8 protein-coding genes are annotated in these 14,529 nt (G+C 42.7%); all 8 read left to right on the top strand.

The features are described 5' to 3' along the window. Positions 1 to 10 precede the first annotated feature (10 nt). Positions 11 to 3,556 (top strand): PVC-type heme-binding CxxCH protein, encoded by a 3,546-nt coding sequence (locus VK664_RS16005; RefSeq protein ID WP_461399691.1) that lies wholly within the window; start codon positions 11 to 13, stop codon positions 3,554 to 3,556. 141 nt (positions 3,557 to 3,697) lie between these two features. Continuing rightward, the gene (locus tag VK664_RS16000; RefSeq protein ID WP_461399690.1) at positions 3,698 to 5,281 is read left to right on the top strand and encodes an MFS transporter; all 1,584 of its coding nucleotides are present in this window, start codon (positions 3,698 to 3,700) and stop codon (positions 5,279 to 5,281) included. Between the two features lie 5 nt (positions 5,282 to 5,286). Next, a complete protein-coding gene (locus VK664_RS15995; RefSeq protein ID WP_461399689.1) occupies positions 5,287 to 6,204 on the top strand; it encodes a sugar phosphate isomerase/epimerase family protein in 918 nt (305 codons plus the stop codon). Next, positions 6,194 to 7,306, top strand: a complete 1,113-nt coding sequence (locus VK664_RS15990) for a Gfo/Idh/MocA family protein (RefSeq protein ID WP_461399688.1) — start codon at positions 6,194 to 6,196, stop codon at positions 7,304 to 7,306. Before VK664_RS15995 ends, VK664_RS15990 begins: the two co-directional genes overlap by 11 nt. 203 nt (positions 7,307 to 7,509) lie before the next feature. Further along, complete coding sequence (locus tag VK664_RS15985; RefSeq protein WP_461399687.1) at positions 7,510 to 8,193, top strand: hypothetical protein; 684 nt, start codon at positions 7,510 to 7,512, stop codon at positions 8,191 to 8,193. Positions 8,194 to 8,465: 272 nt separating this feature from the next. Then, entirely contained in the window at positions 8,466 to 11,711 is a 3,246-nt protein-coding gene (locus VK664_RS15980) for a SusC/RagA family TonB-linked outer membrane protein (RefSeq protein ID WP_461399686.1), read from the top strand. 10 nt (positions 11,712 to 11,721) lie between these two features. Further along, positions 11,722 to 13,647, top strand: coding sequence for a RagB/SusD family nutrient uptake outer membrane protein (locus tag VK664_RS15975; RefSeq protein WP_461399685.1), 1,926 nt, complete (start codon positions 11,722 to 11,724; stop codon positions 13,645 to 13,647). Positions 13,648 to 13,848: 201 nt separating this feature from the next. Beyond that, complete coding sequence (locus VK664_RS15970) at positions 13,849 to 14,526, top strand: DUF3823 domain-containing protein (RefSeq protein WP_461399684.1); 678 nt, start codon at positions 13,849 to 13,851, stop codon at positions 14,524 to 14,526. Positions 14,527 to 14,529: the final 3 nt, after the last annotated feature.

Here is a 14,529-nt window from a genome sequence, read left to right as displayed (position 1 = left end):
ACTGATTGCCATGTGTAAAATTAACTTCAGGCTTTACGCCTTAATTACCACTATTTTATTTTTTGTAACCGGGGCAACCACCTCTGACCGGGTAGATATAGCGAAACGAATTGAAATACTTTTCCTCGGTCATAAAAGCAAACACCACGATTCTGAAAGGCTGGCGGACATCCTTACAAAGGAGTATTTTAAACAAGGAATAAATATTTCGTATTCAGTAGATCCAAACGACCTTGATGAAAAAACACTTGCTCAGTATGATGGATTAATCCTGTATGCGAATTATGACACTATCACCAGTTCACAGGAAAAGGCGCTGCTCAGTTATGTAAAAGGTGGGAAAGGATTTATCCCTTTGCATTGCGCTTCCTGGTGTTTCCAGAATTCGCCCGAAGCAATTGAACTTATTGGCGGTCAGTTCAAAACCCATAAATATGATTCTTTTCCTGCAGTGATCTTAGAGGCTTCACACCCTGTAATGAAAAATGTGACTGCGTTTAAAACAAAAGATGAGACTTATGTGCATGCTAAGATCAGCAAAGACATCAAGGTACTTACAGAGCGGGTTGAGGGTGATCATCACGAACCTTATACCTGGGTAAAAAATTATGGAGATGGCAGGGTATTCTATACTGCTTATGGACATGATGACGTAACCTTTAACAATCCCGGCTTCCTTCAACTGGTAAAAAATGGCATCTTATGGGCAGTGGGCGATAAAGTAGCAACAGCGCTTGCTTCTCAAAAGCTGGCTGATCCTTCTTACTATGATGGCCCGGTTCCCAACTATGAGAAAAAAGATCCGGCTCCTAAAGTACAGGCTTCTTTAACCCCGGAAGAATCCATGTCGCTCATCCAGGTGCCCGTTGGATTTGAGCTGCAGTTGTTTGCAGCTGAACCGGATGTTATCAATCCAATATTCATGAACTTTGATGAAAAGGGAAGATTATGGGTGATTGAAACCGTTGATTATCCAAACGAAATCAGGGATGAAGATGAAGGCGATGACCGTATAAAAATACTGGAAGATACAAACGGTGATGGCAAAGCAGATAAGATCACCATTTTCGCAGAAAAACTAAATATACCAACCAGCTTTACTTTTTCAAACGGAGGTATAATTGTAAGTGCCGCTCCTTCTTTTCTTTTCCTGAAAGATACTGATGGTGATGGTAAAGCCGATATACGCGAACCCATCTTAACAGGCTGGGGTAAAAGTGATACGCATGCCCAGGCATCGAATCTGCGTTATGGACTTGATAACAAGATCTGGGGTGTAGTTGGTTATTCCGGCTTTGAAGGTAAGATAGGAAAAGATACACTTAGGTTCGGGAGCGGCGCATACCGTTTTAACCCGGATGGGAAACAGCTTGAATTTCTTTCGACTACCAGTAACAATACCTGGGGACTGGGATTTTCAGAGGACTTTGATGTATTTATTTCAACTGCCAACAACACGCACAGCGGTTTTCTTGGTATGCCAAAAAGATACCAGGATAAGGTGAAGATCAGGGAAACCGGTGTTGAAAAAATTGATGCACATTATGCCATGCATGTTGCTACAAAAAACCTAAGACAGGTAGATGTGCATGGTGGGTTCACTGCAGCGGCTGGTCATGGTCTTTATACTGCCAGAAATTTTCCAAAGGAATACTGGAACCGTATTGCTTTTGTAACTGAACCTACCGGTCGCCTTATTCACAAGCACGTGCTTCAACAGAACGGAGCTGGCTTTAAGGAAGATGGCGATGGCTGGAATATGCTGGTTAGCGCAGATGAGTGGGCTGCACCCATACAGGCGGAAGTTGGTCCGGACGGAGCGCTATGGGTTACAGATTGGTATGATTTTATTATTCAGCATAACCCAACTCCAAGTATTGCTTCTTCGGGTCTGAAGGCTGAAAATGGTAAAGGAAACGCCTATATTAACCCATTGAGAGATCATGAACGTGGTCGTATCTACCGGATCACTTATAAAAACAATGATAAAAAGAATACGCTTTCACTCGATATAAAAGATAGCCAGGGGCTGCTTGCTGCATTATCGAATGACAACATGTTCTGGCGCACACATGCGCAGCGGCTCATTGTAGAGAAAGGGGACAAGTCTTTGTTGCCGGCTTTGTATAAACTGGTCCAGGATCAAAAAATGGATGAGATCAATACCAATGCTCCGGCAGTTCATGCAATTTGGACCATACATGGACTGAATGCATTGGACGGAACAAACAAGGAAGCAACCGATGTAGTGATAAAGGCTCTGTCACACCCTGCAGCCGGTGTTCGGAAAGCAGCTATCGAAGCTTTACCAAAAACAAATGCAACCATTGCTGCTATGCAAAAAGCAGGTGTGTTTACAGATAAGGATCTGCGGGTTCGACTTGCCGGCGTGCTGGCAACAACAGATGTGAAGCCTTCAGAAGCAATTGGAAATATATTGCTTGCCATGGCCGAAAAAGAAGAAAATGTAAAAGATACCTGGCTGAAACAGGGTTTGGTAATTGCGGGCAAACTGAACCAACAAACCTTTGCCGCCGCCTTCAAAAAAAGAGGGTTGAATGCAAACCCTTCTTTAACGGAAGCATCGATGGCTCAAAGATTAACTTTTGGATCAAGGTTGGAAGAAGTTCCCTTGCGCCGGAATTACAACAGGCAGGCCGTAGCTTCCGGACCTATGCCGGAAATTGCCGGCAAAGAAATACTTGTATCCGGCACATTGGAAAGGGCAGTATCCAGGAACCCTGCTTCACCAACTGCCACAGCAGCACCGGTTCCTTATTCAGGCGTAGTTGTTTCCCAGGGAACCAGCACTGATGGATATGGCTTATATCTGCTTGATAACAAATTATGGTTCCAGGTGAACCAGGCTGGCAAAGCATATAAGATCAGTACAACGGAAGCATTGCCGGCAACATTCGCATTTAAAGCGGGTCTTCAAAAGAATGGTACGATGGCATTGTTTGTAAATGACAAGCAGGCTGCCACCACTAAATCACCGGGTTTATTTAAAAAAGAACTGACTGCGCCTGTAAGGGTAGGGTTAGATAATCTTAAGGGTGAGCAAAGGCTTGCTGAGTTCCCCGATTCATTGTTTTTCCTAAGAGGTAATCTTTCGAATGCCAAACTGGAAATGCTTGCGGGTACTGGACCGGCCGCTGCACCGCCAAAAGGAACCATTGCTAAAACCATTATCATAAAAGTGGTAAAAGATGTGATGAAGTATGACAAGCAATTGATAACAGCCCAGGCAGGGACCACTATACAGGTTGTTATGCAGAACCCTGACTTCATGCAACACAATTTTGTTCTTATCAAACCGAAGACTTTAGAAAAGGTCGGAGCGGCAGCTGATAAGCTGGCCCAGGATCCGAATGGTGCCAGGATGCAGTATGTGCCCAAGATACCAGAGGTTTTGTATGCTACGCCACTCCTAAACCCGGCCGGTAAGTATACGTTGACGATCAAGGTACCAAATGAACCAGGTGATTACCCTTATGTATGTACTTTCCCTGGTCACTGGAGAATAATGAATGGAATTTTGAGAGTTACCAAATAGGAAGAACCAGATAGCAACATCATCTGGACTGAGATCAATAAATAGGGGTTATCAGTTTATAAGAGCAACAAAGGAAAAATACCAGAGTAATTCCGATATTAATAGATAATAATAACAGAGTAAAAACCAATTTAACTGCAGATGGAAAAAACTGAATCTTCAACTACTGAATTAACGACTAAGCCGGATATGAAATTATTCTATGCCTGCTTTGTGGCTTTGATGACAACTGCTTTTGGATTTATCCTGAGGGCTGTGATACTACCAGACTGGGGCAAGGAATTCAATCTGACTCAAACCCAGCTCGGTGAAATAGCTGGTGTCGGACTCTGGCCATTTGCAATCAGTATTGTTTTGTTCAGTCTTATCATTGATAAGATCGGGTATAAAACAGCAATGATATTTGCATTTCTTTGCCATGTAGCCTCTGCTATACTGACAATCTATGCTACCGGCTACTGGATGTTATATATCGGTACTTTAATAGTTGCACTGGGTAATGGCACAGTAGAAGCCGTTGTAAACCCGGTGGTGGCGACAATGTTTCCAAAAGCAAAAACAAAATGGTTAAATATTCTTCATGCCGCCTGGGCAGGAGGATTAGCACTTGGTGGCCTGATAGTATTATTAATGGGACCCGGTACGGCCTGGGAATATAAAATAGGATTGATCCTTTTACCAACCGTCACCTATGGTATCATGATGTTTCCCCGCCGCTTCCCTGTGAATGAAAGGATAAAGGCAGGCGTTTCGTATAAAGAGATGTTGAGTGAAGTTGGCGCACTTGGAGCATTGATTATAGTTTCACTGATCATCTTCCAGCTTGGTGCAGTGTTCAGTTGGTCAACCACATTTAATGTTATTCTGATTCTTCTTATTACCGTTTTGTTTGGATTGTATACAAAAAGTCTTGGTCAGCCTTTGTTCATAATTTTATTATTGATCATGATTCCGCTTGCAACAACTGAACTCGGCACGGATAGCTGGATCACGGATTTGATGACTCCCGCTATGAACCAGTTGGGAATGCAGGCTGGCTGGGTATTGGTTTATACTTCTTTAATCATGTTTGTGCTGCGGTTTTTTGCAGGTCCCATCGTGCATAAGGTCTCGCCATTGGGTTTACTGGCTATTTGTTCGGCGATTGCGGCAGTTGGCTTATTTATGTTATCCCAGTCTGCAGGCATTATGATTCTAGTGGCCGCTACCATTTATGGTCTTGGCAAAACTTTTTTCTGGCCGACCATGCTTGGCCTTGTTGCAGAGCGTTTTCCGAAAGGTGGTGCACTAACGCTTAATATTACCGGCGGCCTGGGTATGATTGCAGCAGGTGTTATAGGGGCGGGTATCCTTGGTTTCATACAGGATAAATCAGTTGATGCTAATGTGCAGACTTATGATAACACGAACAAAACAAATATTCATTCCACTTATATCACAGAAAATAAAACAAGTGTATTCGGTGATTACCAGGCACTGGATCAGGCGAAACTGGAAACGGCAACCACTGCTGATAAGGCCACGGTGACTGAGATCAGGGATTCTGCGAAAAAAGAAGCTTTAAGATACATTGTCATTTTCCCCTTAATCATGCTGGTAAGTTACCTGTTATTGATTTTTTATTTCCGGTCAAGAGGGGGTTATCATGCAGTTGTGTTAAAGCCGGATATTGTTGAACCCGGTGTTGTTCCGGCATTACATTCCGTTAATCCAAACAAGAACTAGCAATTATGAGCCTTGATATAACATATGGAGTAAGTACCTGGTTATGGACCTCACCATTTTCAACTTCATCCATCGAACCGCTGTTTTCAAAAATTTCAACACTTGGATTTGATGTAGTTGAAATAGCAGTGGAAGATCCGGATCTGATTGATATTGAAGCCGTGAAAAAAGGCCTGGAAAAATATAATCTTAAAGCGGTTATCTGCGGAGCGTTTGGACCAACAAGGGATTTAACCCACGAAGACCCGGCTGTTCATCAGAACTGTTTTAAATATATAGCCAGATGCCTTGATTTTTGCGTCGCAGTCGGCAACGATTTTTTCAGCGGTCCAATGTACTCAGCGGTTGGTAAGGCAAGATTGTTGCCACCTGAGAAACGCAAACTTGAATGGGACCTTGCTGCCCGGAATCTGCATACCGTTTGTGAGATGGCTGCAGAGCGTGGATTAAAGATTGCACTTGAACCCCTGAATCGTTTTGAATCAGACCTGGTAAACACTGCTGAAGATGTGGTACGTTTAATAGAAGCGATTGATCATCCTGCTGCAGGTGTTATGCTCGATGGTTTTCATATGAATATTGAAGAAAGAGATATAGAAGCGGCAATTATTAAAGCCGGTGATAAACTTTTACATGTTCAGGTATCTGAAAATTATCGTGGTACTCCGGGCACCGGACAAACCAGGTGGGATGCATACAGGAGAGGGCTTGAAGCGATTAATTATAAAGGGGTGGTAAGTATAGAAAGTTTCACAACAGAAAACCAGGAGCTGGCCGGTGCTGTTTGTTTCTGGCACCCCATGGCAGATAGCCAGGATGAGTTCGCCAGTGAAGGTCTTAAGTTTCTTAAACAATGGGGTAGCTCCATTGAAACCGATCATCAACCTTCGCTTAATTACAAAACATTGGCTAATGGCAAATAAGATCAACATCGCAATAGTAGGACTGGGTTTTGGAGCGGAGTTTATTCCCATCTACCAAAAACATCCTTATGCAAACATGTATGCCATCTGCCAGCGTAACAAGGAGAAATTGGACCAGATCGGAAATGCTTTTAATATCGAAAAAAGATATGAGAATTATGATGATCTGTTGAAGGATCCTTCAGTGGACGCAGTACATATTAATACACCCATCCAAAGTCACGCAGAACAATCTATCAAAGCGCTCAGGGCAGGGAAACATGTTGCCTGTACTGTGCCGATGGCAACAACAGTGGATGAGTGCCGCCAGATCGTAGAAGCCGTAGCAGAGACCGGTCTTACCTATATGATGATGGAGACGGTGGTCTATAGCCGTGAGTTTTTATTTGTAAGGGAATTATACTGTAATGGTGAACTTGGCAAACTGCAGTTTATGCGCGCTTCGCATCAACAGGAAATGGCAGGCTGGCCAGGATACTGGGAAGGACTTCCACCTATGCACTATGCCACTCATTGTGTGGGTCCGGTTGTGGCGCTGGCTGGCGCCGATGCTGAAAGTGTTTCCTGCCTTGGCTCGGGCAGGATTGATGAAGAGCTGATAAAAAAATACAATTCACCTTTCGCTGTTGAAAGTTGTCATATCAAATTTAAAGATTCCGACCTCGGTGCGGAAGTAACGCGGTCACTTTTTAACACTGCAAGACAATACCGTGAAAGCTTTGATGTTTACGGATCTAAAAAAACTTTTGAATGGACCCTGGTGGAACATGAAGATTCGGTTATACATACGGGTGAGGTACCTTCAAGAGTTAAGATACCTGATTTTGCACACCTGTTGCCTGGGCCCATCCAATCATTTACAACTGGTGGCGTTTATGATGCAAATGAAAATCAGCACCTGTCCTTTATCCAGGGTTCGGGTCATGGAGGTTCCCATCCGCATCTCGTGCACGCATTCTTAACCGCACTTATTGATAAAACTGATCCGTTCCCGAATGCAAGGCAGTCGGCTAATATTACCTGTGTGGGGATTTTGGCTCACGAATCGGCTATGCAAGGCGGTTTACAATTGAAACTACCGGCCTTCACTTTGAAACAGTGATTGGTGAGCTATGATTAATAAGTTATGAATGATGAGTTATGAGTGATGAGTGATGAGTGAGTGATGAGTTGACGGGTTATGAGTGGTGACTTTGTATTTTCACTCATCACTCATCACTCATAACTCGAAAACATATCTGGCATAAATAAAGCATTGGACATAGACGGTTGAGGATCGAATTTAATGATTGCTAAACCAGTTTTATGAAACTAATATTGGTTTTTATTGCTGTATTGATAGCGTTTTTTGGTTACTCTCAAAAATCGGTGACTTACACTATTAAGCCTGGCGCATTCATCATGGATGTAATACCCTCGACAGAAGTTTTTAGGTACCCGGCTTTTACACAAGGCATTGTAACTTTTAAAGATGGTAAATCAACGAGTGGATCACTGAACTACAATATGCTGATTGGTACGGTGCAATTCATCGATGCAAAATCAGATACGCTTTCATTGGCCAACGAGGAAACCATTCAGCACATTGTAATAAATAATGACTTGTATTATTTTAACCGTGGTTACTTCCGTGTGATTGATACCAGCAAAGGAATGATGCTATCGGAACTCATCTACTTCAAAAATTTTTCCGAGAAACAAAGTTCATATGGTATGTCGTCGTCAACGGCTGCTTCAGATAATTTTAGTTCGATACTTGAAAGAAGGGCTTATAATTTAACTGCAGCTGAAGAGATGAAACTGGTTAAACATACAGAGTATGCAATCCTGGATCATGCAGGCACAATGATTTATCCGGATAAGAAAAAACTTCTAAAAATATTCCCCGACAACAAAACAGCCGTTTCAAATTATTTAAGCAAAAACTCAGCTGACCCGAGCAAGAAGGAAGAGCTGGTAAAGCTGATTAACTTCTTAACTGAGTTATGAGTGATGAGTTATGAGTGATGAGTGAGTTATGAGTGACGTCTAAATAATACGTTTCATAATTCATAACTCATAATTCATATCTCTCTTGAACCTCCGTCCCAACATTTATTCACTCAATTAACCGAGCGATATGAAATGCATTTGCCTTTCCTGCAGCCCGGGCGCGCCTCCCTGTGCCCTTAAGAAAATGGTTTTTTATAATCATGTATTGAAACGAAAAGAAATTTTTGCTTCTTAGGTTCTTATTTAATCATTTCCAAAAATGAATTGCTATGAAACGTTGCTTGTTGTATTTAAAAAAACGCATGTTGCGAAGTGACATTTTCACTCCGCGCAGAGCATATTCAAAACTGTGCCTTTCCATCATTACATTCATTATTTTCTCCTGTTATCCACCTGGCCTTAATGCGCAAATAACGGCGTCGGGAAGAGTTTCTGCAGGAGATACTGCATTAAGTGGAGTAACAGTGCAGGTTAAAGGTACCAAAACCACTACGCAGACAAATGATTCAGGGTATTATAGTATCGCTACTTCAGCTGAGGCTACACTTGTATTTACCTATATCGGTTTTATTACACAGGAGGTGAAGGTTAGTAATCGTACAAGGATTGATATTAAACTGGTATCCGCAAATCAACAGCTGAGTGATGTAGTTGTTGTTGGTTATGGTACCCAACGTAAGGCGACTGTAACGGGTGCAATCAGTATTGTCAGTTCGAAAGATCTTGTTACTACTCCGGCCAGTACCACATCCGGTGCTTTGGTGGGTAAGGTCCAGGGCATAACCACCCGATCGCCGGATTCAAGACCAGGCAGAGGCGTCAACATCCAGATAAGAAACATGGGCAACCCCTTGTACGTAATAGATGGTATTCCATATACAGGTGGAAGTACAGCACCATCAGCTTTTGGATTCACACAGGGATCCGGCCAGGATGTGTTTAACACATTGGGCCTGGAGGACATCGAAAGTATTAATATACTTAAAGATGCATCTGCATCTATCTATGGATTGCGTGCGGCCAACGGTGTTGTTCTTATCACTACAAAAAAGGGAAAGCGGGAAGCACCTTCTATCAATGTGTCAGGATATTATGGGCTGCAGAATTTTACCCGTTTTCCGAAACCTGCTAACGCAGGCCAGTATGTTCGGGCACTGGTGGAGTCTGAACAAAATGCAAATCGTAACCCCGCCTCACTGTATACAAAAGAAGAACTTGCAAAATGGGAAGCCGGAACTGACAGTGCCTATCATAGTTATGACTACTTCGACATGATCACCCGGAAAAATGTACCCCAACGTTATATCAGTGCCAGTGCTTCCGGAGGATCGCAAAGATCAACCTATTATTTTGCCATCAGCCACCTGGACCAGGATGCCATACTGAAAGATTTCAGTTATAAACGTACGAACCTCCAGGCAAATCTTAACACCCAACTGGCCAACAGGTTGCAGATTGGTTCGCAGATCAGCCTTCGCCTTGAGAAAACACACAATATTGGAGTACCAGGGCTCGATGATTATTTCAATCCTTTTCTTAGCGTGTTCAGTATGTGGCCAACGGAAGCTCCTTACGCCAACAACAACCCGAACTATATTAATCAAACGCATAACGTAAATGTGAACCCGGCTACATACAAAGAAGATGTAACAGGGTGGATAGACGAAATATGGCATTCGATGAATGTCAATCTTAATGCTCAGTATGATTTTCCCTTTGGCCTTGTTGCTAAGGCGACTCTATCTTATAATTTTCAAAATGAGGATTTTGATGGGATGGAGTATACATACCCTGCCTATATTTATAATTCCGCTACAGGTGCTTATGAAGACAGGGCACCTGGTAGTACAATCCCTTATGGTAATCAGAATCCATGGCGCGAGAAACATAAACGAAATGTCATAAACCGCTATGGCCAGTTCCAGTTAAGTTATAATAAACAGATCGGAGACCATGCTATTTCAGCCGTAGCTGCATACGAACGTTCTGATTATGACAACGCTTATTTTGTAGTGCATACTATTCCGACAAACAATTCAGTTTCGCTGATGAGTTTTGCAGAACAGGATATCCTGCAGGATCAATGGGGCGTTGAAGCCAGGGCTGGTTATATCGGCAGGGTGAATTATAACTTCCGTCAGAAATACCTGCTTGAACTTTTAGGAAGATACGATGGGTCTTATTTATATGCGCCTGATAAACGCTGGGGTTTTTTCTCAGGTATTTCTGCAGGATGGAGAATTTCGCAGGAACCTTTTTTCCGCAACCTCAGTTTTATCAATGATCTCAAATTAAGGGTTTCATATGGTGAAACAGGAAGCGAATCCGGTATCAGTGCCTTTGATTATCTGCCAGGATATAATTACTTCTCCGGCAGTTCCATATTCAATAGTAGTTACGTAATCGGTCTCAGGCCAAGAGGATTGCCAATCACTGAACTTACATGGGTAATGAACAGGACAAAAAACATCGGGCTGGATTTTTCGATGATGAATAATAAGATCACCGGCCAGATTGATGTGTTTGAAAGAAAACGGACTGGCTTGCCTGCAGGAAAGTATGATGTGTTATTACCAACTGAAGTGGGCTATGTATTACCAAATGAAAACCTGAATGCAGATGCAAACCGTGGGATCGAAGGAATTGTCACTTACAACCAGTTCTCGGGGCCAGTGACTTATTCGATCGGGGTGAATGCCTCTTTTGCAAGGATAAGAAATCTTTATTCTTACAAACCCAGGTTTGGAAATTCCTATGATGAATACCGGAATACAAATGAAGATCGTTGGTTCGGAGTTTCCAGTACGGTCGCAAATGATAACTCTTTTGGTTATCATGTGGTGGGTCGTTTTCAATCTCAGGAAGAAATTGATAAACACCCGGTAAATATAGATGGACAGGGAAACCGGACAATGTTGCCAGGGGATTTTATTTATGAAGATGCTAACCAGGACGGGTTAATAAATGGTCTGGATCAACGTCCTATCGGATTTCCCCGTGGTCAGAATCCTTTTTTCAGCTTTGGTTCTGTGATGAATGCAAGTTACAAAGGGTTCTCATTGGCAATAGTCTGGGCAGGAGCCACTATGCAGTCTTTTATTCGTGATGTTGAGCTGAAGTTTCCTTTTCAGAATAGTGGAAACTCACCACATTATATGTTAAGCGACCGGTGGCGCAGGGAGGATCCTTATGATCCGCAAAGCAAATGGATAGGTGGTACTTATCCTGCAATACGAAGGGATAATACAACGCATATCAATTTCCAGATGAATGATTTCTGGCTTACAAATATCAGCTACCTGCGTTTAAGAAACCTGGAGGTAGGTTATGATCTTCCCAAAACCTTGTTGAAAAAATTCGGAACATCGAGGGTTCGTTTCTATGTGAACTTTACCAACCTGTTCACGATCGATAATGTGTCTGACCTGGAGATCGATCCCGAGATCACTTCATCGGGTGGACTGGTATATCCACAGCAAAAGTTAATAACATTTGGTTTTAATGCTTCCTTCTAAAACTTGTAATATGAAAAAGAAATTTGTAATGCTCACCATGATGTTTGCAATATTGCTGATATCATGCAAGAAGGATTGGCTTCAACGCGAATCCAAGTCTCTGATACTTGAAGAGCAGGTTTGGAACGATCCGAAACAAATCACTTCCCTGCTCGCTAATTATTATGACAGGCTGCCAGCCGATTTGGGCTTGCAGGATGTAAATGATGGACTGGACGGAAGATTGTCCCAGTGGAGGAATATGGCTGATTATGATGACGCGATGTGGTCCGGCCAGTCTAACCAGGATGGTCGTAACAATCTTACCAGCTATGCCACAAACAGGTGGTTTCTCTGGAACTATTCGCTGATACGGGATATCAACCTTGCTCTTGAGAATATCGAGTCAAAATCTACTTTACTCACTGCGGCTCAAAAGGCGCCTTTTGTTGCAGAGCTGAGATTCCTGCGTGCATTTGATTATTTTGAGATGGTGAAGAGGATGGGCGGAGTTCCCCTGATTGTTAATCAGCTCATCTATGATTATAGTGGCGAAGCATCATCTTTGAGAAACCCGCGTGCTAAAGAAGCAGCTGTTTATGATTTCATTGCTTCTGAATGTGACGCTATCAAGAACGATCTGGGTAATATAAATTCCTCTTCTAATCCGCCTGTTGCGAGCTTCAGCCGGGCAAATAAATACACAGCTCTTGCGCTTAAGAGCCGGGCAATGTTGTATGCGGCTTCAATAGCAAAGTACAATGCATTGATAACACCGCAGCTTACAACTGCAGGTGGAGAAGTTGGCATCCCGGCGGCCCGGGCTTCAGAATATTATCAAAAATCATTGGATGCTTCTGTCGAGATCATCAACAGTGGTGCTTTTGCCCTGTCTACCAACATCTCGAACCCGGCCCAGGCATTTTATGATGCGGTCACGAAAAAATCTAACAACAAAGAAATAATATTTGTAAAGGACTTTTTAACGGCGAAGGATAAGCGCCATTTATTTGCCTATGATAATATTGTAAGAGGAATAAGGGAAGACAATCTTTCCTCTTCGTCTGTAACACCTTCGCTGAACCTGGTAGAAAGTTTTGACTTTCTTGATGGCAGCGCCGGAACCCTGAAAACCCGGACTGCAAATGACCAGGATTATATCTATTACGACGGGCCTATGGACATATTCGCTAATAAAGATGGCCGGTTATTAGGTACAATACTTTATCCAGGCAGTTCATTTAAGGGTTCCACTGTAGAAATGCTGGCTGGTGTTATGGTTTGGAACGGAACTTCTTATCAAACAATTGAAGGTACCCAGCTGGGAGTTAACTGGGGAGGTTCGGCTTATCCTACAGGCGATGGAAAACTATTAACCGGTTCTTCGGGACCACACCGTTCCATACAGGAAGTATCAAATACCGGTTTTTATATGCGTAAGTATATTGATGAAGCGGCTTTGTCCAGCACAAGAGGTGTAAGAAGTGATAACTGGTGGGTTTGGTTCAGACTTGGAGAAATTTATCTGAATGCTTCCGAAGCTGCCTTTGAACTTGGAAGAACCAGTGACGCACTAAAATATATAAACGTATTGAGAGAAAGGGCTGGCTTTCCTGCTAACAGCCTTACAACATTAACGCTTGACAAATTATTGAATGAGCGCCGGGTTGAACTTGCTTTCGAAGATCACAGGACCTGGGACCTGATCAGGTTGCGCCGGGCACATACTGCCTGGAACGGAGTAAGCTCTAATCCTTCGGCTGTGGTTTCAGCACTATATCCTTACCGGATAGTGAGACCCGGAGATGCCGCAAGAGATGGGAAATATGTATACGTAAAATTAACGGCCCCCCGTTTCAGGGCACCGAGGTTTTTCCAGATACAGAATTATTATACGTTTATTCCACAGAATATCATTGATAACAATCCTTTGATTGTGAGAAACCCATTGCAATGATGTGTATTGCAATTGCATCGCGATGATCTATAATCCCATTATCTGCAATCCAATTATGAGCAATCCAATGATTAGCAATTTTATGATATGTAGTTTTAAAACGCAATTCAATGAAGCGCGAGCCAATTATACTCAGGTGAATGATGCGCTATGTAATATCACGATTGAAAAGTGCATTCCAATCATGTTTAAAATTTCGTTATGAAAAATAAAATAATTTATCTGTTAATGATATTGAGTACAGTGGCACTAAGCTGTACCAAGGATAATAAAAGTGCACCGGGAGCAACAATCAAAGGAACGGTTAAGTATGGTAATATCCCCGTTGGTGTCAGGTCGAACGGTGTTCAACTGGAACTCTGGCAATATGGTTACCAGTTGTTCAGCAAGATACCCGTGCATATAAACCAGGATGGCACTTTCTCTGCCTCTGTGTTTGATGGAAATTATAAGCTGACTGTGTTAAGAGGTAATGGCCCCTGGGCGGATAAAACTGATTCAATCGACGTGTCAGTAAATGGTTCGACTAATGTAGATATGGTTGTGGAACCTTATTTTGTAATTAATAATCCGACTTTCCAGAAATCGGGTAACCAGGTTAATGCAACATTCACTTTGCAAAGGATCAATACAAGTAAGCCGCTCGAGCTCGTACGTATTTACATTGGCCAGACCATCATTACTGATCAGAATAATAATGCGGCTAATGCCCAGAAGCTGGCAGCTGTAATTACCGATATCTCACAACCGGTTACATTAACCGCCACGATACCTGCCTCACTGCTCACTAAGAAAAATGTGTTTGTACGAATTGGAGTAAAAGCAGTTGGCGTTGGTGAGTTGTTTTATTCACAATCGCAGGAGCTCGCGATAAATTAAAAA

The sequence above is a fragment of the Flavitalea sp. genome (assembly GCF_035489435.1).
Lineage (GTDB): Bacteria > Bacteroidota > Bacteroidia > Chitinophagales > Chitinophagaceae > DATHKG01.
Note: the sequence above shows the minus strand (reverse complement) of the source record. Positions and strands in the feature narration are given on the sequence as shown.

Coding starts and splice junctions, on each gene's coding strand:
- VK664_RS16005 (WP_461399691.1), top strand. CDS start 11: ATGTGTAAAATTAACTTCAGGCTTTACGCCTTAATTACCACTATTTTA.
- VK664_RS16000 (WP_461399690.1), top strand. CDS start 3,698: ATGGAAAAAACTGAATCTTCAACTACTGAATTAACGACTAAGCCGGAT.
- VK664_RS15995 (WP_461399689.1), top strand. CDS start 5,287: ATGAGCCTTGATATAACATATGGAGTAAGTACCTGGTTATGGACCTCA.
- VK664_RS15990 (WP_461399688.1), top strand. CDS start 6,194: ATGGCAAATAAGATCAACATCGCAATAGTAGGACTGGGTTTTGGAGCG.
- VK664_RS15985 (WP_461399687.1), top strand. CDS start 7,510: ATGAAACTAATATTGGTTTTTATTGCTGTATTGATAGCGTTTTTTGGT.
- VK664_RS15980 (WP_461399686.1), top strand. CDS start 8,466: ATGAAACGTTGCTTGTTGTATTTAAAAAAACGCATGTTGCGAAGTGAC.
- VK664_RS15975 (WP_461399685.1), top strand. CDS start 11,722: ATGAAAAAGAAATTTGTAATGCTCACCATGATGTTTGCAATATTGCTG.
- VK664_RS15970 (WP_461399684.1), top strand. CDS start 13,849: ATGAAAAATAAAATAATTTATCTGTTAATGATATTGAGTACAGTGGCA.